Source organism: Bacillus sp. 7_6_55CFAA_CT2 (assembly GCF_000238655.1).
Taxonomy (GTDB): domain Bacteria; phylum Bacillota; class Bacilli; order Bacillales; family Bacillaceae_G; genus Bacillus_A; species Bacillus_A cereus.
In genome coordinates this window covers 1-22,503 of sequence record NZ_JH414713.1, presented here as the reverse complement: position 1 = coordinate 22,503, position 22,503 = coordinate 1, and the positions used below count along the sequence as shown (strand labels likewise).

Sequence of the window (22,503 nt, the reverse complement as noted above, 5' to 3'; positions counted from 1 at the left end):
AATTATAACAAAATTACATAAGAAAAAAAGCTGTTCCATAGAGGAACAGCCTTCATATTTAATCTAAAATTTTCACAAGTGGTTCATCTTGTTTTGCTTCACGTATAATAATAGCTTCTGGGCGTTCTACAGATTTAATCGTTACTTGTACTTTCATATAATTCGGGAAGTATTCCATAACAAGCCCTGCCACATATTGTGTAAAACCAACTATTTCCGCTTTTCCATTAAACTGGACAGGAATATCAAGCTTCATTTCTCTTAATTCATCATCTCTATACATACCAGTACCAATAACAGCTGTATAGTCGCCTTGGAAATAATCGCTTAGTTTTGCCTTAAAGTTGGATACTCTTGCAAGATCTTCACGTTTATTATCTGTTTTCGCTTGCTCTGATGGGAACAAATAATATTTTTCATTAATTTGTTTCCAATCTTCAACCGTTTCACTACCTTTTTCGACATTTGCATAAGAAACAAAATTACCTGGCACGAGCGAAGACTTTGGAGCTTGGCGATAAATCGCAAATGTTATCGGAATATTTTTTGTTTCAGGTTCTTTTTGATGTATGACTTTCAAAATTTCTTGCGCCATTTTTTTCCCTTCAGCTAACATCTTTTCATCTGGGATTGCAGCTTCACGTGGGTAACCATGCTCTTCGTTAAAATATTGAACAGAATTCATCGCTAATCCAACTACCATACCAACACGTTCCTCGCCGTTATCGCCTTTTTTCACATAATAATCATGCTCTAAAATATTTGAAATATATATTGGATTTTTTTTATTTTTCACTTCTAGTGATTCGGATCCTGTTCCTAATGCAGGATTTAATCCTATATTAGGAAATTTAACTGCATCTTTTTTTAATTTTTCCTCTAGTTCCTTTTGTTCAGCATCTGTACGTTTTCTTTTAACAAGCATCTGTATAGTTTGAGTATCTAGAGCTTTTCCGCCTTTTAAAAAATTATCTTTCGTACTAAATGATTCTTTTGCAATTCGCATTAATCCTGTTTCAAATTCATCTATATCAAGGCGACTATTTAACCCTTGCACCACTAAACCACGTGCCTTTCCACCATCAAATGGAATAGTCGTCTTATAATATTCATCCGAAATAGCGTATTTTGGAACAACTGATTGTTCTTTTGCTTTCCCCGATTTCCCAGCCACTTTTTCATCTTTGTCGGCACCTGCACTACACCCACTTACAAGTAGGCCAAGGCTTAATACCGCTAATGCTATTTTTTTCATGGTAAGTTTGCACCTCTTACTTATTTAGCTCTTGTAAGAACCTCTCTTCATTCCAAACCTCAACATTATGTTTCTCCGCTTGTGCTAATTTCGAACCAGCTGCTTCACCTGCAACAACTAAATCCGTACTCTTACTAACACTTCCTGTTACTTTTCCACCTAATGCCTCAATCTTCTTCTTCGCTTCACTTCGTCCCATAACTTCTAGCTTACCTGTTAAAACAACCGTTTTTCCTGCGAAGTAAGATTCAACATTTTGTAAATCTGCAATTTTTATACCTTTGTATGTCATATTTACGCCATACTCTTTAAACTGCTGTAATAACTCTAATACATCTTCATTATCAAAATATGTCACAACAGATTGAGCCATTTTTTCGCCAATTTCATTAATTGCTTTTAGTTCTTCTTCCGTTGCTTTTACAAGCTCATCCATCGTTTCAAAGTGCTCTGCAAATGTACGTGCTGCTTTCGCTCCAACGTGGCGAATTCCAAGACCAAATAATAATCGCTCTAACGAGTTTTCTTTAGAATTTTCAATTGCTTGTATTAAGTTTGTTGCTGATTTTTCACCAAAACGTTCTAACTGTAATAATTGCTCTTTCGTCAATGCATATAAATCAGCAAATGTACGAATATAATCTGCATCAAAGAGTTGTGTAATGACACGTTCTCCAAGTCCATCAATATTCATCGCATTTCTTGAAACGAAATGGATTAATCCCTCTCGAATTTGAGCAGGACAAGTTGGATTTATACAACGAAGTGCTACTTCTTCTTCTAAACGAACAAGTTCACTCTCACATGCTGGACAATGAGTTGGCATGCGGTATTCTTCTTCCTCACCAGTACGCTTATCAAAAATAACGTTCACAACTTCAGGAATAATATCTCCAGCCTTCTTCACAACAACGTAGTCACCAATTCGAATGTCTTTTTCGCGAATTAAATCTTCGTTATGTAAAGAAGCACGACGAACAATCGTACCAGCAACTCTCACTGGCTCTAGTTCTGCAGTCGGTGTTACAACCCCTGTTCGGCCAACACTTAATTCAATGCCTGTTAATCTCGTTACAACTTCTTCAGCTGGGAATTTATAAGCAATCGCCCATCTTGGACTCTTCGCTGTAGTTCCTAGACTTTCTTGAAGAGCAACATCATCTACTTTTATAACGATTCCATCAATCTCATAATCAAGATGCGGACGTTTTTCTTGCCATTCTTCTACATAAGCTATAACTTCTTCAATTGTTTCACATGTACGGCGATTTGGATTTGTCTTAAATCCGAGTTCACCTAAGAAATCCAGCGATTCACTATGTGATGAAATTGTTTTTTCTTCTACATTCGCAAGACCATACACAAACATAGATAAGTTACGCTTCGCTGCAATTTTCGGATCAAGTTGACGTATTGAACCTGCTGCTGCATTACGCGGATTCGCAAATACATCTTCTCCATTTTGCTCTTTTTCTTCATTTAGTTTAACGAATGAACGCTTCGGCATATAAGCTTCGCCTCTTGCTTCTAACGTTACTTCTTCATTTAAACGAAGTGGGATAGCTTTAATCGTTTTTAAATTTTGAGTAATATCTTCACCCGTTACACCATCACCACGTGTCGCCCCTTGAATGAAGCGTCCTTTTTCATAATGAAGCGAAACGGCAAGCCCGTCAATTTTTAATTCACATATATATCTTACATTCGCACCATCAATTCCTTGACGTACTCTTCTGTCGAAATCACGTAAATCTCCTTCGTTAAATGCATTTCCTAAACTTAACATTGGTGACTTATGTGTTACTTTTTCAAATATATCAAGAACAGTCCCCCCAACGCGAACGGAGGGAGAATCTTCACTCATAAACTCTGGGTTCTCTGCTTCTAATTTTATAAGCTCCTGCATATTACGGTCATATTCCGCATCAGAAACAGAAGGATTGTCTAATACGTGATATTGATAGTTAAATGTATTTAACAAGTCACGTAATTCTTCTATACGTTTTTTTACTATCTCTTTTGACATATCCTCATTCCTTTCCTATTGTTTCGTCACAGGTGCAAATTTTGCTAACAAACGTTTAACACCAATTGGGCTTGGGAACGCAATATCTAATTCTTTTGCATCACCTTCACCTTTTACACTTACAACTGTACCGACTCCCCATTTTTGGTGGGAAGCTTTATCTCCTACTGCCCAGCCAATTTGTTCGCCGCCTGTCGTCTTAGCTGCAGGGCGCGCGAAAGCTGAACGAGAGCGTGTTGCTGTTGTGATTGTCGTTTTGCCGCTACTTGCCGTTCTGCCTTTTGTACCAAACGATGTTTCACGCTTCGGCGCTGTTTCATTTAATGATTCCACTAGTTCTGTCGGGATTTCTGTAATAAATCGAGACGCAGCGTTCATACTTGTTCTACCAAATAATGTACGCATTTGCGCGTTAGATAAATATAGCTCTTCTTCTGCACGAGTAATACCTACATAAGCAAGACGACGTTCTTCTTGCATTTCATCCTCTTCCATAAGAGAACGAGTATGAGGGAATATCCCTTCCTCTAAGCCAACAATAAAGACAACCGGGAACTCTAATCCTTTCGCCGAGTGCATCGTCATTAAAATAACTTCTTCACCAGCAGTTGGGTCTTCATCTACACGATCAATATCAGCAACAAGTGCTAAATCTGTTAAGAATGCAACAAGGCTCTTATCTTCGCTTTGAGATTCAAATGTTTGCGTAACAGATAAGAACTCGTCTAAGTTTTCTAAACGACCTTCCGCTTCTAAAGAACGTTCATTTTTCAACATATCGCGATAGCCTGTTTTTTCAATAACTTCTTCTACTAATTCTGTAACAGATAAATACTCTTGCATATTTACCCAGTTATTTAATAAATTCGCGAATTCTTTTACTGCCTTTGTAATTTTTGCACTTACTCCAACATGCTCAATCTCATCAAATACAGCAGTTAATGAAATTCCATTTTGCACACCGTAATTAATAATTTTATCGATAGAAGTCGCACCAATGCCACGCTTTGGCACATTTATAATACGTGCAAAACTAATTTCATCATCTGGATTACCGATTAAACGTAAGTACGCCAAAATATCTTTAATCTCTTTACGATCGTAGAACTTCGTACCCCCGACAATTTTATATGGAATGTTAGATTTAAGGAAAATCTCCTCGACCATACGAGACTGAGCATTCGTACGATATAGCACTGCAAAATCAGTATATTTTCGTTTCCCCATTTGAATATCGTCACGAATTTTTTTTGCAACAAAATACACTTCGTCCTTTTCAGTTGCAGCACGATAATACGAGATTTTACTTCCAACTTGATTGTCTGTCCATAATTTCTTCGGCTTACGATTCGTATTTTTTTCAATAACAGCATTCGCTGCATTTAAAATATTTTGTGACGAACGATAGTTTTGTTCTAACAGAATTACTTGTGCATTCTCATAGTCTTTTTCGAATGACAAAATGTTAGAAATATCTGCACCACGCCAGCGATAAATAGACTGGTCAGAGTCACCCACAACGCAAAGATTTTTAAAACGCGCTGCCAAATGTTTAACAAGAAGATATTGCGCTTTATTCGTATCTTGATACTCATCAACATGAATATATTGGAACTTACGCTGATAAAACTCTAGTACTTCTGGAACACGTTCAAATAGCTGAATCGTCGTCATAATTAAATCATCAAAGTCTAATGAATTATTTTTCAAAAGACGTTTTTGATACTCTGTGTATACATCGCTCGTTAATTTTTCATATGGATCAGCCATTGTAATTTTTTTTGCATATTTATCCGCAGATAACAGTTCATTTTTCGCATTACTAATACCCGCTAAAATAGAGCGCGGCTCAAATTTCTTCGGATCAACATTGCGCTCTTTCATAATTTTTTTGACTACAGTTAGCTGATCACCTGAATCTAAGATTGTAAAGTTACGATTAATACCAATACGATCGATATCGCGTCGTAAAATACGTACACACATAGAGTGAAACGTCGAAATCCAAATATCTTCTGCTTCTGGTCCCACAAGTGTATCAATACGCTCACGCATTTCACGAGCTGCTTTATTTGTGAAGGTAATAGCTAGTACATTCCATGGTGCTACACCTTTTTCACCAAGTAAATACGCAATACGATGTGTTAACACACGTGTCTTACCACTACCTGCACCTGCCATTAATAGAAGTGGTCCATTCGTTGTTTGTACTGCTTTTTGTTGCTGTGGATTTAAACCGTTTAATAACTTATCTGTCATACTCATATACGCCTGCACCTACTCTCCTTTTACTGCTTTAACTGTTTTTAACGCCGATTTTATATCATCATAAATAATATTTCCAACAACTACTGTATCAGCATATTGTGCCATTTCTTTCGCCTGTTCTGCATTAGAAATACCACCGCCATAATATAACTTAGCTTGTTTCAATTCTGCTTTTACATTTTTAACAAGTTCAACATCTCCATACGTACCGCTATATTCTAAATAAAATATCGGTAAACGTAATAGCTTGTCTGCTAAACGAGCATATGCAATAACGTCATCTTCTGTTACATCACATTTCGCTTCTGTAAGCTGGGCTACTTTCGCTTCTGGATTTAAAACACAATACCCTTCCATAAAAATTTCGTCCCAGTCCATAATATCCCCAAATTCTTTCAATGCCTCATGATGAACACCTGTTACCCATTCTACTTTTCGGCTATTTAAAACACTTGGGATGTAATAAAAATCAAATCCTGGTGTAATTGCTTCTACATCAGAAACCTCTAATACACAAGGAACTGCATATCTACGAATGCTAACTAGCATGTGTAATACGTTATCAATTGTAACTCCATCACTTCCGCCTACAATAACCGCATCAGTTCCAGACTCACAAATCATTTCTAAATGTTCATCGCTTAACTCCTTATTTGGATCAAGCTTAAATACATGTTTCCATCCGGAAATATCGTACATGAAAACACCCTTCCTTTTCTCTAGTTATATATATTTCTGTTCAAAATAACAGTTTATTTTCATCATTATTGTTTTAACTTCATCTTAAATATTTGTTTAAAACGGAGAATTAAGTTTGGAATTACCTCTTCCATATTTTTTAAACTAGAGGATTTAATTTTGAAGTTTCTTTTATGCATTCTTTCATTATAACAAAAAAAGTTACTTACACACACGCACATTCCAACATCTTTTTCCACGTCAAATGTTGGATTACATATCCCAAAAATCAAACGGGATACTAATAAAAGAAATAGTATTATCTATTTCAACTTTCATAAAAAGGAGTGTTTTTCTAATGAAGCAAAATATCGGGACAATAAACGCTCTAATTCGAATTACACTTGGGCTCGTCCTCTTCGGATGTAGTGCAACTAAACTTGTACGCAAGCCGTGGTGCACTTGGTCTAACATTTTTCTATGGATTGGTGCAATGAAAGTTGCAGAAGGAATTGTTCGTTTCTGCCCTGTTGTTGAAATGTGGAAATTCGGAAAATATATGAACATGGGGGCATTTAAAATGCCTAGCATGAATTTTGCTGAAAAAGGACATGCTAAAGAAGAAGTGAATCAAACTTCCACTCATGACAAGCCAGAGTCAAAAGGAAGTTATGACGCTTCTGACAAAGAGATTGAGTCAGCGATTGAAGATATAATCCTGGCAAAACCGCTTTGAATCATTTGTCACGATGCAAGATGCTCTCAAAGGGACTTAGCTGCTGCAGTGGGCGGTTAAGTCTTCTTTATTTTACCATAAAACAGAACGTATATTCTCTTTTTGAACCTTAAAATGTATATAAAAGATATCAACCAATAAAATTCAGAAAATTAGATGCATACCTCTTGCTTAAAATGATATAAAAGTGATATCATTTTTATATCAGGAGGCGATCATATGAAAGAAAAACAAGTATTTTATGTAAATGGTTTTCTCGGTATTATTGGAATTTTGATTTTAGCTGCTATCGGTGTATTTTTCCTTGCACAAGAAATTTTCATAGGAGCGGCACTAACTATTATATTAGCCGCAGTTCTCGCTACAGGTATCGGTATTGTTCAACCGAATCAAGCGAAGGTTATTACGTTCTTCGGTAATTATTTAGGAACAATTCGTCAAAACGGTTTATTTTTAACGATTCCGTTCGCATTCCGTCAAACTGTATCTTTACGTGTTGAAAACTTTAACAGTAAAAAATTAAAAGTAAATGACGTTGATGGAAATCCAATTGAAATTGCAGCTGTTATCGTATATAAAGTTGTTGATTCTGCAAAAGCAATGTTTGGTGTTGAACATTATGATCGATTTGTAGAAATTCAAAGCGAAACGGCAATCCGCCATGTTGCAACAAAATATCCTTATGACAATTTCCAAGATGAAACCTGCGTTACGTTACGCGGAAATACTGAAGAAATCTCTGAAGAATTAAAACGTGAGTTAGAGGCGCGTCTTGAAATTGCTGGTGTAGAAGTATTAGAAACTCGTTTAACGCACTTAGCTTACGCAACAGAAATTGCCCATGCAATGCTACAACGCCAGCAAGCAAAAGCAGTATTAGCTGCTAGAAAAGAAATTGTTGAAGGTGCTGTGAAGATGGCGAAAGATTCCATCCATATGTTAGATGAAGAAGGCGTACTAGAACTCGATGACGAGCGTAAAGCAAATATGGTAAACAACTTATTAGTTGCCATCGTTTCAGATAAAGGTGCGCAGCCAGTTATTAATACAGGAAGCCTATACTAAGGGCTATAAGTAATTATGGCTAAAAAGAAAAGCTTTCCATTACGTATTGATCCTGAATTACACGCAGTCATCGAAAAATGGGCAAATGATGAATTTCGTAGCGTCAATGCACACATCGAGTATTTACTTCGAGAAATGGCAAAGCAAAAAGGGAAATTAAAAAAAGATAAAGATGCATAAAAAATCCCGCTGATTCCTCAGCGGGATTTTTACATATTAACTTTTCGTCATCTCATGCCCAATTGCACGATATCCTATATCACTTCGATAAAATAGACCATCACTCTCAATTTTACCGATTTCTTTATATACTTTATCTTTTGCTTCTTGTAAACTATTTGCCTTACAAGCAACAAATAATACACGGCCACCGTTCGTTACAAAGTCCCCATGTTTCATTGCTGTACCTGCATGGAAAACAATCACATCTTGCAGTGCATCTAGTCCGCTAATAATATCACCTTTTTTATATGCTTCTGGATATCCTTTAGAAGCAAGTACAACACCGATTACCGCTTCTTCTGACCATTGTAACGTTAGTTCACTTTCATCTAATACAGCGTTACATACATCAACTAAATCGTTTTCTAATCGAGGTAATACAACTTCTGTTTCAGGATCACCGAAGCGTGCATTAAATTCAATTACCTTCGGACCATTATTTGTTAAAATAAGACCTGCGTATAAAATACCTGTAAACGAACGGTTTTCTTCAATCATCGCCTTAGCAGTTGGATGCAATACGGTTTGAATCGCTTCTTGAACTGCTGATTCTGGAATTTGTGGTACTGGAGAATATGCACCCATTCCACCCGTATTTGGACCTTTATCACCATCAAAAGCTCTTTTATGATCTTGGGCGATTACCATTGGATGTACAGTTGTTCCATTCACGAATGCCATTAATGAAAATTCTTGTCCATCTAAAAACTCTTCAATAACAACCTTCTTACTTGCCGCGCCGAATTTCACATCTTGCAGCATTTCTTTCACAGCTTGTAATGCCTCTTCAAGCGTCATCGCTACCGTTACACCTTTACCAGCAGCTAGGCCGTCAGCTTTAATAACGATTGGTGCACCAACTTTTTGAATGTACTGTACTGCTTCTTCATAATCTGTAAAAGTTTCGTACGCCGCAGTTGGAATATCATACTTTTTCATAAGCTCTTTTGTAAAAGCTTTACTACCTTCAATAACAGCAGCCGCTTTATTCGGACCAAATACGCGAAGTCCCTCTTCTTTAAAACGATCAACAATTCCATTCATAAGCGGAATTTCTGGTCCAACGAAAGTTAACTCAACATTATTCTCTTTCGCAAATAAAACTAATGCATCAAAATCATTTTCATCAATATCAACTGGTGTTGCAACATCTCTCATACCTTCATTACCTGGTGCTACATATACCTTTTCTACTTTTTCAGATTGTGCAAACTTCCAAGCTAAAGCATGCTCACGCCCACCGCGGCCAATTACTAAAACATTCATATTTCATCCCCCAATAATTAAATAAGTACAAACTAGAAGCTATGCTCCTAGTTTGCTTTTTCATATCAATAAAAGGTTATCTCGACCGGACTTTTTAAACATCCATATCAATAAAGGTTTAAAAAGGAGGATTAAGAGAACCGAGCAGGTCTAGGCGCATTTGCCAGGAGGACACGGAGTGTAGCTTTCCTACATGAGTACCGCACTGGCGATGCAACGACGACATGCGAAGGTTATCTTAACCGGACTTTTTAAACATCCTCTATTAGTGTTTGAAATGACGTACGCCAGTGAACACCATAGCAATCCCATAAGTATCTGCCACTTTAATAGAATCTTCATCACGGATTGATCCGCCCGGTTGAATGATTGCTGTAATTCCTGCTTTTGCTGCTTCTTCTAATGTATCTGGCATTGGGAAGAAAGCATCAGATGCAAGCGCGCTACCTTGTGCTTTTTCACCAGCTTGTGTAATTGCGATTTTTGCAGAACCTACACGGTTCATCTGTCCCGCACCGACACCAATTGTCATATCATCTTTCGCTAAAACAATTGCGTTTGATTTCACATGTTTTACAACTTTCCAAGCGAGTTTTAAATCTTTCCATTCTTGCTCTGAAGGTTCACGTTTCGTTGGAATTGAAATTGTACTTTCATCTAATGATAACGTATCTTCCTCTTGAACAAGAAGTCCACCTTGTACAGAAGTTAGTTTTTTGCTTGCACTTGTCGCTTTTTCAATATTTATAGTTAATAAACGTAAGTTCTTCTTACTTTGCAACACTTCTAAAGCTTCTTGCGAGAACGAAGGTGCGATAACAATTTCTAAGAAAATTTCATGTAACTTTTCTGCTGTAGCTTTATCAATTTCACGATTTGCTGCGATAATACCGCCGAAGATTGATACTGGATCTGCTTCATAAGCACGAGTATATGCTTCGTGAATATTAGTTCCTACTCCAACACCACATGGATTCATATGTTTTACTGCTACTACTGCTGGTTCTGTAAATTCTTTTACGATGCTAAGCGCTGCGTCTGCATCATTAATATTGTTATACGATAATTCCTTACCGTGTAATTGTTCTGCGTATGCAACAGAAGAAGTTGCTGCGAATGGCGCTTTATAGAAAGTTGCTTTTTGATGTGGGTTCTCGCCATAACGTAAGTCTTGCTTTTTCTCAAATGTCACAGTTAATGTTTCTGGACTTTCTTCACCCATTTGCTCTGTTAAGTAGTTAGAGATTAACGCATCATATGCCGCTGTATGACGGAATACTTTCGCTGCTAATTTACGTTTCGTTTCTTCTTTTACTTCACCGTCTTCTTTCAGTTCTGCTAATACAACATCGTAATCTACTGGATCTACAATTACCGATACAAATTTATGATTTTTCGCAGCAGAGCGAATCATTGTCGGGCCACCGATATCAATATTTTCAATTGCATCAGCAAATGTTACATCAGGCTTAGCGATTGTTTCTTTAAATGGGTATAAGTTAACAACAACAAAGTCAATTGGCTCTATACCTAACTCATTCATTTGTGTTACATGTGTTTCATTATCACGAACTGCTAATAGACCACCATGAATATTTGGATGTAATGTTTTCACACGGCCATCCATAATTTCAGGGAAACCAGTTACCTCAGAAATGCCGATTACTTGTAAGCCATTTTCTTCTAGTAACTTTTTCGTACCACCTGTTGAAATAACTTCAATCCCTTGTTCTAGTAACCCTTTAACAAATTCTACTACTCCTGTTTTATCTGAAACACTTACTAATGCACGCTTTTTCATTTATCCTTCACCCCTGGTTGTATGTTAGTTAACAGTTGATTCTTTCACAGACTGAACAATTTGATTCACTGTATTTACGTATAATTTATGTTCAACTTGTTGAATTTTCTTTTGTAAGCTTTCTCTCGTATCCCCTTCAGAAACAACCACTGCTTCTTGTGCAATAATTGGCCCTGTATCCATACCTGCATCTACATAATGAATTGTTACTCCAGTTACTTTCACACCTGCTTCTAACGCTTGACCGACAGCATCTTTACCCGGAAAGCTCGGTAGTAATGATGGATGAATATTAATAATCTTCCCGCCGTATGCTTCTAGTAACGTCGGCCCGATTAAACGCATATATCCAGCTAAAATAACATAATCAATTTCATATTCTTCTAGCTTCTTTAATATCTCTTTTTCAAACGCTTCTTTTGACTCATATGCTTTCGCTGAAAAAGCAAAACACGGAATATGATGATAATTTGCCCGTCCAACAGCGCGTGCTTCTGGTTTATCACATACTAATAAACTAATTTCTGCATCCAATCTTTTTTCTTCTACCGCATTAACGAGAGATTGAAAGTTAGATCCGCTTCCAGAAGCAAAAACTGCTAATCTACTCATAGTGCTGTGCCCCCATTAAAAGTAACGCCAGCTCCTTGTATAGTACGTCCAATAATACGAGCCATTTCTCCTTGCTCTTCAAGAAGACGAACAACATCTTTTGCATCTTCTTCCTTCACTGCTACTACCATACCAATACCCATGTTAAAAATATTGAACATTTCTTTCTCTTCCAGTTTTCCAACTTCTTGAAGCAAACTAAAGATCGGCTGAATTTCCCAAGATCCTAGTTCAATCTCAGCACCGATTCCTTCTGGCAACATGCGTGGAATATTTTCAATAAATCCACCACCTGTAATATGCGCCATACCGTATACTTCATGTTTCTTCAATAGTTCTAAAATAGGTTTGACATAAATTTTCGTTGGTTTTAATAATTCTTCACCAAGAGGTAGTTCTAAGCGGCCATAAATACGCTCTAAAGATAGTTCCCCATCTTCTAATAACACTTTTCGTACTAAAGAGTAACCATTGCTATGAATACCGCTAGATGCTAAGCCAATTAGCACGTGACCAGCTTCAATCTTTTCACCTGTTACAATTTTCTTTTTATCAACAATCCCAACTGTAAAACCAGCTAAATCATATTCTTCCGTAGAATACATTCCTGGCATTTCAGCTGTTTCTCCACCGATTAATGCACAACCAGCTTGGCGACAGCCCTCTGATATACCTTTGACGATGTTTTCAATTTTACTAGGTTCAGCTTTACCACAAGCAATATAATCAAGGAAGAAAAGCGGCTCTGCTCCTTGGACAACAATATCATTTACACACATTGCTACTGCATCAATACCAATTGTGTCATGTTTATCTGCCATAAAAGCGAGCATCAATTTCGTTCCCACGCCATCTGTTCCAGATACTAATACAGGTTCTTCTAATGCAAATTTTGATAGATCAAACATACCTCCAAAACCGCCTAAACCGCCTAGTACTTCTTTTCTCATAGTTGTTTGTACGTGTTTTTTCATGCGAGATACCGCTTCATATCCAGCTTCAATATCTACTCCTGCTTGCTTATATGCATTCGCCATCGTTATTTACACCTCGTCTTTTAATTTCTCCCCATCCAGGGCGGGCTATTTTAAGAAAGGATCTAGCTCCTACATCAAAAGAAGTAGAAGCTTTTCTCACTTTTCTTATTTCATACTTTCTAAAAGCTCTTGCTCATAATCATAAAGAGCTGTTGGATAGTCCCCATTAAAGTAAGCCATGCATAGGCCGCCATATTTCCCTTCATATGGACGTCCAATTGCATCTACTAATCCATCTTCGCTTAAAAATGTTAAAGAATCTGCTCCGATCATTTCACGGATTTCTTCTACTGTATGATTTGCTGCAATTAATTCTTTTCTCGTTTGAATATCAATGCCATAGAAACATGGATATTTCAGAGGTGGTGAAGCAATTCTTACGTGAACTTCTGTCGCTCCAGCTTCACGAAGCATACGAACAATTCGTTTACTTGTCGTTCCTCTTACGATAGAGTCATCAATCATAACAACTCGTTTCCCTTCAACTACACCTCTTACTGCGGAAAGCTTCATCTTAACCCCTTGCTCGCGCAGTTCTTGAGAAGGTTGAATAAACGTACGTCCAACGTAACGATTTTTAATTAATCCTAACTCATATGGAATACCTGTCGCCTCCGCATAGCCAATCGCAGCTGAAATACTAGAGTCTGGTACACCAGTAACAACATCAGCTTCAATAGGCGCTTCTGCCGCCAACCGTTTCCCCATGTTTTTACGTGCTGCATGGACGTTAACACCAGCAATATTTGAATCTGGGCGTGCAAAGTAAATGTATTCCATACTGCAAATTGCATGTTCTACATCATTTGTGAAACGATCCACGTGAATTCCTTCATCATTAATGACAAGTAATTCACCCGGTTCTACATCGCGAATGTATGTTGCACCTACTACATCAAAAGCACATGTTTCAGATGCTACAACGTAAGCATCCCCCATCTTTCCAATTGAAAGCGGACGGAACCCATTCGGATCTAATGCAACGATCATTTCATTTCCAGTTAGTAAAAGATACGCAAACGCACCTTTCACTTTATTTAAAGCCTCTTTTACACTTTCAATTAAAGAATCTTTCGTGCTACGTTTAATAAGATGTAAAAGTACTTCTGTATCTGAACTAGTTTGAAAAATACTGCCCTCTGCTTCTAATTCACGACGAAGCATTTTTGCATTAATTAAATTTCCGTTATGAGCTAACGCCATACTATGATCGGAAAAACGGAACAACAATGGTTGAACGTTAGCAACTTCACTTCCACCAGCTGTTGCATATCGTACATGTCCGATTGCTGATTTTCCATTTAATCCTTCTAGCTCACCTCTTGAAAACACTTCTGATATTAAACCTAACCCCTTGTGACCGACGATTTTTTCCCCATTATTTACGACAATGCCTGCGCCTTCTTGCCCACGGTGCTGTAAACTGTGCAATCCGTAGTATGAAACTTGTGCTGCATTTTCATGCCCCCAAATTCCGAAAACGCCACATTCTTCGTTTAACCCCTTTATTTCAGCAAGCATGGGATTGCCCCTTTCCAAGCCTTTCTCATTTCATCTACATTTGCTGTAAGTAATACTTCATTTTCTTCATTATGAATTGTTACTTCATTTGTACTTGTTACTTCTCCAACTTGGATTGCTTCTACTGCTTTCTCAAACGCCTCTTTATTTTCACGTTTTACAGTTATCACGAAGCGAGACTGTGATTCAGCGAATAATGCTGCTGTTGCTTCTCCATCTAATTTCACAGTAGCACCTAAGCCTTTAGCACCAATTGCACTTTCTGAAATCGCAACTGCTAAACCACCTTCAGCAACATCATGTGCAGATTGAACAAGACCAGCTTGAATTGCTTCTAATACTTGTTTTTGGCGTTTTAATTCTACATCTAAATCAATACTTGGTGATTGACCGAAAATTTTGCCGTGAATCATTTTCTGTAATTCACTTCCGCCAAACTCAGCTTTCGTCTCACCAATTACATACACTAAATCACCAGCTTGCTTAAACTCTTGTGTTGTTACATGTTTTAAGTCATGCACAAGTCCGACCATCCCAACAGTTGGTGTTGGATATACAGCTTCACCACTACGCTCGTTATACATCGATACGTTTCCGCCGATAACTGGTGTTTGTAATGTGCGACAAGCTTCACTCATACCATCTACTGATTTCTCAATCTGCCAGAAGATTTCTGGTTTTTCTGGGTTACCGAAGTTTAAGCAATCTGTAATTGCAAGTGGCTCTCCGCCAGAACATACGATATTACGCGCTGCCTCTGCTACTGCAATTTTACCGCCCATCTCTGGGTCTAGATAAATGTAGCGAGAGTTACAATCTGTCGTCATTGCTAATCCTTTTTCTGTACCGCGTACACGTACAACTGCAGCATCTGAACCTGGCGTAACAACTGTGCTTGTGCGAACCTGGTAATCGTATTGATCGTATACCCACTCTTTACTTGCAATTGTTGGTTGCTGTAATAAAGCGAATAACGTTTCTTTATAATTTTCTACTTTTGGCGTTTCCATTTTCATTGCTTGGAATTCAGCAAAGTATGCTGCTTCTTTTGATGGCTTATGATAAATTGGTGCTTCTTCTGCTAAAGCATCTGCTGGAACTTCAGCTACCTTTTCACCTTTATGGAATAAACGAAGCATTTTATCTTCTGTTACTTTCCCCATCGTAACCGCTGCAAGACCATACTTCTCAAATAAATCTACTATTTCTTGTTCTCTACCTTTTTTCACAACAATTAACATACGCTCTTGTGATTCAGATAGCATCATTTCATATGGTGTCATTCCTGTTTCACGCTGTGGTACATCATCTAAGTACATTTCAATACCCATTCCTGCTTTACTTGCCATTTCTGCAGATGATGATGTTAAACCAGCCGCACCCATATCTTGAATTCCAACAAGTGCATCAGATTGAATTAATTCTAAACATGCTTCAATAAGAAGTTTTTCCATAAATGGGTCCCCTACTTGAACCGCTGGACGTTTCGCTTCTGAGCTTTCAGATAGTTCTTCCGACGCGAATGTTGCACCGTGAATACCGTCACGACCAGTTGATGCTCCTACGTACATTACTGTGTTACCAGCACCGTGCGCTTGCCCTTTTTTAATGTCTTCGTGGTTAATCAAACCTACGCACATTGCATTTACAAGTGGATTTCCTTCATAACATGGATCAAATTGTACTTCGCCGCCAACAGTCGGAATACCGATGCAGTTACCGTATCCTGCAATTCCTGCTACTACTTCTTCGAATAAATATTTCACACGTGGTGACTGTAATTCACCGAAACGAAGTGAGTTTAATAGAGCTACCGGGCGTGCTCCCATAGAGAATACGTCACGAATAATACCACCAACACCTGTTGCAGCTCCTTGATATGGTTCAATAGCTGAAGGATGGTTATGACTTTCCATTTTAAATACAACTGCTTGATTATCACCGATATCTACAATTCCAGCACCTTCTCCAGGTCCTTGCAGAACGCGCTCACCTGTAGTTGGAAACTTACGAAGAATTGGTTTCGAATTTTTATAACTACAATGTTCAGACCACATTACAGAGAATAACCCTGTTTCTGTATAATTTGGCAGACGACCTAAAATCTTTTCAACCATGGCAAACTCTTCGTCTGTTAGCCCCATTTCCGCATATATACGCTCTTCTTTAATTTGTGTTGGATTTGGTTCAAGCATTAACGACATATGTTTCCCTCCACTGTTTTAAGATAGATTGAAAGACTTTTAACCCTTCAGCACCGCCAAGTAATTCATCTACCGCACGCTCTGGGTGTGGCATCATACCAAGTACATTTCCTTTTTCATTTACAATACCAGCAATATCTGAAACGCTACCGTTAGGGTTTTCTACGTAACGGAATGCGATTTGATTGTTCTCTTCTAATTGTTTAAGCGTCGCTTCATCACAATAGTAATTCCCCTCACCATGCGCGATTGGAATATTAATTACTTCATCTTTTCCATATTGTGATGTAAACATCGTTTCATTATTTTCAACACGCAACTGAACAGTGCGACACATAAATTTTAAGTTTTCGTTTCTCATTAACGCTCCTGGTAGTAATCCTGATTCAACAAGAATCTGGAATCCATTACATACACCTAAAATCGGCTTTCCTTGCTCAGCAGCTTTTTGCACTGCTTTCATTGCATTAGCAAAGCGAGAGATAGCACCGCAGCGTAAGTAGTCACCATAAGAAAATCCACCTGGTAGTAGAATTGCATCATATTCATCTAGATTCTCTGTATCGTGCCAAACGTAATCTACTTCTTCGCCAAGCTCATCTTTAATTGCATGGAACATATCGACATCACAGTTCGAACCCGGAAATACTATTACGGCAAATTTCACTGTGCGACAACCTCCTCAACTTCATAACGGAAGTCTTCCATTACAACGTTCGCTAATAGTTTTTCACACATTTCCTTTACCTTGCTATCTAAATCAGATACAGATTTATCAATTGTTAGTTCCATGTACTTTCCGATTCGAACATCTTGTACTTCTGTGAATGAAAGACTATGAAGTGCTCCTTTTACTGCTGTTCCTTGTGGATCTAATACGCTTTCTCTTAATGTTACATATACCTTAACTTTATACATGTGAAATTCCCCCTAAACGTTTTAAAATCTCTTCATAAGCATCTGTTAAATTTCCAAGATCGCGACGGAATACGTCTTTATCAAACTTTTCATTGCTCGTTTCATCCCATAAACGGCAAGTATCCGGTGAAATTTCATCCGCTAAAATGATTTCTCCTTCTTCCGTTATACCAAACTCTAATTTGAAATCTACTAATCTTACACGACAGCTTGCGAAATGATCAATCAACACTTGATTGATTTGTAGAGCCATATCTCGTAATACACTTACTTGCTCTGGTGATGCAACGTTTAATACACGAATATGATCTTCCGTTACAAGCGGATCTCCTAAATCATCATCTTTGAAGTAAAATTCTACGATTGGTTCTGCAAGTACAGTTCCCTCTTCCATTCCTAATCGTTTTGAAAGACTTCCTGCAATTACATTTCTTGTGACAACTTCTAAAGGAATAATACTCACTTTTTTAACAAGTTGTTCTGTTTCAGATAACTTCTCAACAAAATGTGTTTTAATTCCCACTTCTTGTAACTTTCTGAACAATAAAGTTGTAATTTCATTGTTCAAACGACCTTTTCCTGTAATCGTCTCTTTTTTCTCCCCATTGAAAGCAGTCGCACTATCTTTGTACTCTACCCAAACCATATCTGCTGATTCTGTACGATAAATTCTTTTTGCCTTACCTTCATACAGCAATTCTAGCTTTTGCATTTCGCAAGCCCCCTGTAGTTTGAAAAATGTGAATAATGTTTTTATAAAGAATGGCACAGAATGACTCTATTCTGTGCCATATGAAATTTTACGCTTCGTTTAATCCAAGGCGTTCAAAGATTGTATCAACGTGTTGCATATGATGCTCATAGTTGAAGCATTCATTAATTTCTTCTTGTGTTAACTTGCTTGTAATACGCTCATCAGCTTCTACAAGCTCTTTAAATTGTACTTGTGTTTCCCAAGCTTCCATCGCTTTAGGCTGTACGATATCATAAGCTTCTTCACGTACCATACCTTTGTCGATTAGTGTAAGCATTACGCGCTGAGAATAAATTAAGCCGTATGTTCTTGTCATATTGCGTTTCATATTCTCTGGGTATACAGTTAAGTTTTTAACGATATTACCAAAGCGATTTAACATGTAATTTAATGCGATTGTAGCATCTGGTAAAATTACACGTTCTGCCGAAGAGTGAGAAATGTCACGCTCATGCCATAATGGAACATTTTCGTAAGCTGTCATCATATAACCGCGGATAACACGAGCTAAACCAGTCATATTTTCAGAACCAATTGGATTACGTTTATGTGGCATTGCAGAAGAACCTTTTTGACCTTTTGCGAAAGCTTCTTCAACTTCACGTGTTTCACTCTTTTGTAAACCACGAATCTCAACTGCCATCTTTTCGATAGATGTTGCAATTAGTGCAAGTGTTGACATGTAGTGTGCGTGACGATCACGTTGCAATGTTTGTGTTGAAATTGGTGCTGCTTCTAATCCTAAGTTTTCACAAACATATTTTTCTACGAATGGATCGATATTTGCATATGTACCAACCGCACCAGATAGTTTACCAACACGAACTGTATCAGCAGCTTGTTTGAAACGCTCTACGTTACGTTTCATTTCTTCATACCAAAGACCAAGTTTTAAACCAAATGTTGTTGGTTCTGCATGAACACCATGTGTTCTTCCCATCATGATTGTGTATTTATGCTCTTTCGCTTTGTTAGCTAAAATGCTTACAAAGTTCTCTAAGTCTTTTAATATAATTTCATTCGCTTGTTTTAAGATGTAAGATAATGCTGTATCTACTACGTCTGTAGATGTTAAACCGTAATGAACCCATTTACGTTCCTCACCTAATGCTGGCGTTTCTGATACAGCACGAGTGAATGCAACTACGTCATGACGTGTTTCTTTTTCAATTTCATAAATACGATCAATATCAAATGATGCATGCTCACGAATTTTCTTAACATCTTCTTTTGGAATATCGCCAAGCTCAGCCCATGCTTCACAAGCTAAAATCTCAACTTCTAACCATGCTTTAAATTTGTTCTCTTCCGTCCAAATTGCACCCATTTCTGGGCGTGTATAACGACTAATCATCTTTTTCCCTCCAACAGTTGTTCTTGATGGTCCCAAATATGCAAACTCTTCGCTTTTTCTAGAGCGACTTCAATATTATCATTTAAAATATTAACATGCCCCATTTTTCGCTGTGCTTTTGCTTCTTCTTTTCCATACAAGTGTAAATAGCACCCGGTTAATCTATTCACTTGTCTTAGGACCCCTTCTATATGTTCGCCTAAAATGTTTACCATGACAACTGGTTTTAACAAATTTGTTTCTCCTAGAGGTAAATTACAGATTGCTCGAATATGTTGACCAAATTGACTCGTCTCACATGCATCCTGTGTATAGTGTCCTGAATTGTGAGGTCTTGGCGCTAATTCATTAATATAAATCTCACCATTATCTGTAGCAAACATCTCTACAGCTAGTGTTCCCACAAGTTCTAATTCATCCGCAAGTACCTTTGCATAAGCAATTGCTTTTTGAGAAAGCTCTTCTGTAATGCGAGCTGGAACGATAGATTCATGTAAAATGTTATTTACATGAATATTTTCTGCTACTGGAAACACTTTTGTTTCACCACTTACACTACGAATCACAATAACTGATACTTCTTTTTCAAAAGGCACCCATTTCTCTAAAATACATTCTGCTTTATCCACAAGATTTCTTGCTGTCTCAACATCAGCTTCACTTCTTAAAACAACTTGTCCTTTCCCATCATATCCACCTGTCGTCGTTTTTAAGACGGAAGAGAATGATAACTCAGCAATTGCTTCTGTAAGCTGATCTTGATTTTGAACTAATCTATACGTTGCTACTGGTAACCCAGCCTTCTCAATCGCATTCTTTTCTGTAAAACGATTTTGCGTTGTATTTAACAACTGACTACCTTGTGGTAAGTACGCATGTTTTTCAAGCCATTGTAAACATCTATAATCAATATTCTCAAATTCATATGTGACAACATCACTTATCTCTGCTAAATGCTGAATTGCTTTTAAATCATCATATGGTGCAACAATTTCAATATCAGCAACTTGTGCACATGGTGAATGCTTTGTAGGATCTAAAACAGCAATTTTATATCCCATTTCCTTAGCTGCCAATGCCATCATTCTTCCTAGCTGGCCGCCTCCAATAATACCGATTGTTTTTCCAGGTAAAATGATTCTCGTCATACTAGCTCACTACCTTCACGCACATCTTTTTCAATCGCTTCTCGTCTCAATTCTAATGCATCATGTATATCATCATGGAATGATCCAAGTATTTGTGCGGCAAGTAATCCAGCATTCGTTGAACCAGCTTTACCAATTGCAACAGTTGCAACTGGAACACCTCCTGGCATTTGGACGATGGATAATAATGAATCTAAGCCGTTTAATGCTTTTGATTGAACTGGAACTCCAATTACAGGAAGATTTGTCTTCGCTGCAACCATTCCTGGTAAATGTGCTGCTCCACCAGCTCCAGCAATAATAACTTTCAATCCACGTTCACGAGCCGTCTCTGCATATTCAAACATATAATCCGGAGTCCGATGAGCGGATACAACTTTTTTCTCATACGGTATATTTAATTCATCTAAAATGTCACAAGCATATTTCATTGTTTCCCAGTCTGACGTGCTTCCCATTATGACTCCAACTAGTGATTTCATATTAGAATCCCCCCGATTCAAATAAAAAAAGCCTGAAATAGAACAGTTTCTCTTTTACTATGAGAGAAAGCGCTCTACTCAGGCATACGTATCCCTTGTGAATAGAAAAATACCGAGTGACTTTCCCTCATAGTCTAACGAATAACGGTCGTTAGGTAGAGACTTGCAGGCCATATCCCCGCGATTATATGAGGTCTTATATTATTGTTTCTATGGCTATATTAACAATATTTCATAAACAATGTCAATAAATAATCGAATGTTTTTTTATTAGTAGTCAATAACGTTCGTGTTTTAGTTATATTCAAAAGAAGAATTGCAACTATATGCAAGAAGAAAAGGGAATTAGAATATATATTTCTAGACATCTATTTTACGTATAATCGTTTAAATGGCACTTCAGTATGTTTTAAATCAAAATATATATACTCTTGTATTATTATAACGATTTAATTTCTAAGGAGGATAACTGTTAAAGAAAGAACTATGCTATCATCCTATTTATTTTTCTCTATTGCAGTAATTTCTGTAATTATTAAATACTTATTTATAGCATCTCATTATTTAAAATATATACTTATGATAGAAATAATGTGTCCTATTTTAAGTATTACTTTAGTGGCATTAGGAAAATCAGGAACACTAAAAGTTATTGCTATTATTTTAAACAGTCTCTATTTCATTCTTTTTTCGTCTTTAGCTTTATTAAATTTATGGATTATAACATTCGGTAAATAGAAATAAACACAAAAAAACCTAAGTCAAAATGACTTAGGTTCTTGCTTGGCGACGTCCTACTCTCACAGGGACAAGGTCCCAACTACCATCGGCGCTAGAGAGCTTAACTTCCGTGTTCGGTATGGGAACGGGTGTGACCTCTCTGCCATCATCACCAAACTATGAAGGCATATTCCTTCAAAACTAGATAACATTTGCTACATATTATATGGTTAAGTCCTCGATCTATTAGTATTCGTCAGCTCCACATGTCACCATGCTTCCACCTCGAACCTATCAACCTGATCATCTTTCAGGGATCTTACTAGCTTACGCTATGGGAAATCTCATCTTGAGGGGGGCTTCATGCTTAGATGCTTTCAGCACTTATCCCTTCCGCACATAGCTACCCAGCTATGCCCTTGGCAGAACAACTGGT

20 protein-coding genes, 2 rRNA genes and 1 riboswitch are annotated in these 22,503 nt (G+C 37.5%); of the genes, 4 read left to right on the top strand and 18 right to left on the bottom strand.

Annotated features, from left to right (window positions below):
- Window positions 1–58 precede the first annotated feature (58 nt).
- From HMPREF1014_RS24760 to pcrB, 4 genes are read right to left on the bottom strand one after another with little or no spacing between them, the layout of a single operon-like run.
- Entirely contained in the window at window positions 59–1,255 is a 1,197-nt protein-coding gene (locus HMPREF1014_RS24760; RefSeq protein WP_000717034.1) for a CamS family sex pheromone protein, read from the bottom strand.
- A gap of 16 nt (window positions 1,256–1,271) precedes the next feature.
- Complete coding sequence (ligA, locus tag HMPREF1014_RS24755) at window positions 1,272–3,281, bottom strand: NAD-dependent DNA ligase LigA (protein WP_000031613.1); 2,010 nt, start codon at window positions 3,279–3,281, stop codon at window positions 1,272–1,274.
- A gap of 15 nt (window positions 3,282–3,296) precedes the next feature.
- A complete protein-coding gene (gene pcrA, locus HMPREF1014_RS24750; RefSeq protein ID WP_009327583.1) occupies window positions 3,297–5,546 on the bottom strand; it encodes a DNA helicase PcrA in 2,250 nt (749 codons plus the stop codon).
- Window positions 5,547–5,558: 12 nt separating this feature from the next.
- Window positions 5,559–6,248 carry a heptaprenylglyceryl phosphate synthase gene (gene pcrB, locus HMPREF1014_RS24745; RefSeq protein WP_000272103.1) on the bottom strand — a complete coding sequence of 230 codons (690 nt, stop codon included), beginning with the start codon at window positions 6,246–6,248 and terminating at the stop codon, window positions 5,559–5,561.
- Between the two features lie 337 nt (window positions 6,249–6,585).
- On the opposite strand from pcrB, the gene HMPREF1014_RS24735 reads away from it, so the two are divergent.
- The 3 genes from HMPREF1014_RS24735 to HMPREF1014_RS24725 all read left to right on the top strand — a co-directional run bounded on the left by HMPREF1014_RS24735 (window position 6,586) and on the right by HMPREF1014_RS24725 (window position 8,208).
- Window positions 6,586–6,963: a YgaP family membrane protein gene (locus tag HMPREF1014_RS24735; protein ID WP_000812345.1), complete on the top strand. Its 378-nt coding sequence runs from the start codon at window positions 6,586–6,588 to the stop codon at window positions 6,961–6,963.
- A gap of 219 nt (window positions 6,964–7,182) precedes the next feature.
- The gene (locus HMPREF1014_RS24730) at window positions 7,183–8,028 is read left to right on the top strand and encodes an SPFH domain-containing protein (RefSeq protein WP_000660669.1); all 846 of its coding nucleotides are present in this window, start codon (window positions 7,183–7,185) and stop codon (window positions 8,026–8,028) included.
- Window positions 8,029–8,043: 15 nt separating this feature from the next.
- A complete protein-coding gene (locus tag HMPREF1014_RS24725; protein WP_001085171.1) occupies window positions 8,044–8,208 on the top strand; it encodes a type II toxin-antitoxin system antitoxin in 165 nt (54 codons plus the stop codon).
- A 36-nt stretch (window positions 8,209–8,244) separates the two neighbouring features.
- Here the strand turns inward: HMPREF1014_RS24725 and purD are convergent, their stop codons facing one another.
- The 12 genes from purD to purE all read right to left on the bottom strand — a co-directional run bounded on the left by purD (window position 8,245) and on the right by purE (window position 21,347).
- Complete coding sequence (purD, locus tag HMPREF1014_RS24720) at window positions 8,245–9,516, bottom strand: phosphoribosylamine--glycine ligase (protein WP_001101978.1); 1,272 nt, start codon at window positions 9,514–9,516, stop codon at window positions 8,245–8,247.
- 265 nt (window positions 9,517–9,781) lie between these two features.
- Window positions 9,782–11,317, bottom strand: coding sequence for a bifunctional phosphoribosylaminoimidazolecarboxamide formyltransferase/IMP cyclohydrolase (gene purH, locus HMPREF1014_RS24715; RefSeq protein WP_000745437.1), 1,536 nt, complete (start codon window positions 11,315–11,317; stop codon window positions 9,782–9,784).
- Between the two features lie 24 nt (window positions 11,318–11,341).
- Window positions 11,342–11,929: a phosphoribosylglycinamide formyltransferase gene (gene purN / locus HMPREF1014_RS24710; protein WP_000088589.1), complete on the bottom strand. Its 588-nt coding sequence runs from the start codon at window positions 11,927–11,929 to the stop codon at window positions 11,342–11,344.
- The gene (purM, locus tag HMPREF1014_RS24705; RefSeq protein ID WP_001262439.1) at window positions 11,926–12,966 is read right to left on the bottom strand and encodes a phosphoribosylformylglycinamidine cyclo-ligase; all 1,041 of its coding nucleotides are present in this window, start codon (window positions 12,964–12,966) and stop codon (window positions 11,926–11,928) included. Before purM ends, purN begins: the two co-directional genes overlap by 4 nt.
- 105 nt (window positions 12,967–13,071) lie before the next feature.
- The gene (purF, locus tag HMPREF1014_RS24700; protein ID WP_000879032.1) at window positions 13,072–14,487 is read right to left on the bottom strand and encodes an amidophosphoribosyltransferase; all 1,416 of its coding nucleotides are present in this window, start codon (window positions 14,485–14,487) and stop codon (window positions 13,072–13,074) included.
- Entirely contained in the window at window positions 14,472–16,691 is a 2,220-nt protein-coding gene (gene purL / locus HMPREF1014_RS24695; RefSeq protein WP_000055543.1) for a phosphoribosylformylglycinamidine synthase II, read from the bottom strand. The genes purF and purL overlap by 16 nt, the downstream gene beginning before the upstream one ends.
- Window positions 16,675–17,358 carry a phosphoribosylformylglycinamidine synthase subunit PurQ gene (purQ, locus tag HMPREF1014_RS24690; protein WP_000666787.1) on the bottom strand — a complete coding sequence of 228 codons (684 nt, stop codon included), beginning with the start codon at window positions 17,356–17,358 and terminating at the stop codon, window positions 16,675–16,677. The genes purL and purQ overlap by 17 nt, the downstream gene beginning before the upstream one ends.
- Window positions 17,355–17,609, bottom strand: a complete 255-nt coding sequence (gene purS, locus HMPREF1014_RS24685; protein ID WP_000278823.1) for a phosphoribosylformylglycinamidine synthase subunit PurS — start codon at window positions 17,607–17,609, stop codon at window positions 17,355–17,357. The genes purQ and purS overlap by 4 nt, the downstream gene beginning before the upstream one ends.
- Window positions 17,602–18,321, bottom strand: coding sequence for a phosphoribosylaminoimidazolesuccinocarboxamide synthase (gene purC / locus HMPREF1014_RS24680; RefSeq protein ID WP_001170539.1), 720 nt, complete (start codon window positions 18,319–18,321; stop codon window positions 17,602–17,604). Before purC ends, purS begins: the two co-directional genes overlap by 8 nt.
- Before the next feature lie 88 nt (window positions 18,322–18,409).
- Window positions 18,410–19,717 carry an adenylosuccinate lyase gene (gene purB, locus HMPREF1014_RS24675; RefSeq protein ID WP_000625682.1) on the bottom strand — a complete coding sequence of 436 codons (1,308 nt, stop codon included), beginning with the start codon at window positions 19,715–19,717 and terminating at the stop codon, window positions 18,410–18,412.
- Window positions 19,714–20,865, bottom strand: coding sequence for a 5-(carboxyamino)imidazole ribonucleotide synthase (purK, locus tag HMPREF1014_RS24670; protein WP_000196772.1), 1,152 nt, complete (start codon window positions 20,863–20,865; stop codon window positions 19,714–19,716). Before purK ends, purB begins: the two co-directional genes overlap by 4 nt.
- The gene (purE, locus tag HMPREF1014_RS24665) at window positions 20,862–21,347 is read right to left on the bottom strand and encodes a 5-(carboxyamino)imidazole ribonucleotide mutase (RefSeq protein ID WP_000839367.1); all 486 of its coding nucleotides are present in this window, start codon (window positions 21,345–21,347) and stop codon (window positions 20,862–20,864) included. Before purE ends, purK begins: the two co-directional genes overlap by 4 nt.
- A gap of 110 nt (window positions 21,348–21,457) precedes the next feature.
- Window positions 21,458–21,559, bottom strand: a riboswitch (purine riboswitch).
- 274 nt (window positions 21,560–21,833) lie between these two features.
- Between purE and HMPREF1014_RS32310 the strand changes: the two genes are divergently transcribed.
- Window positions 21,834–22,085 (top strand): hypothetical protein, encoded by a 252-nt coding sequence (locus HMPREF1014_RS32310; RefSeq protein ID WP_000953258.1) that lies wholly within the window; start codon window positions 21,834–21,836, stop codon window positions 22,083–22,085.
- 43 nt (window positions 22,086–22,128) lie between these two features.
- Here HMPREF1014_RS32310 and rrf read toward each other — a convergent pair.
- Window positions 22,129–22,244 (bottom strand): 5S ribosomal RNA (gene rrf, locus HMPREF1014_RS24655).
- 49 nt (window positions 22,245–22,293) lie between these two features.
- Window positions 22,294–22,503 (bottom strand): 23S ribosomal RNA (locus tag HMPREF1014_RS24650); the annotation flags it as partial.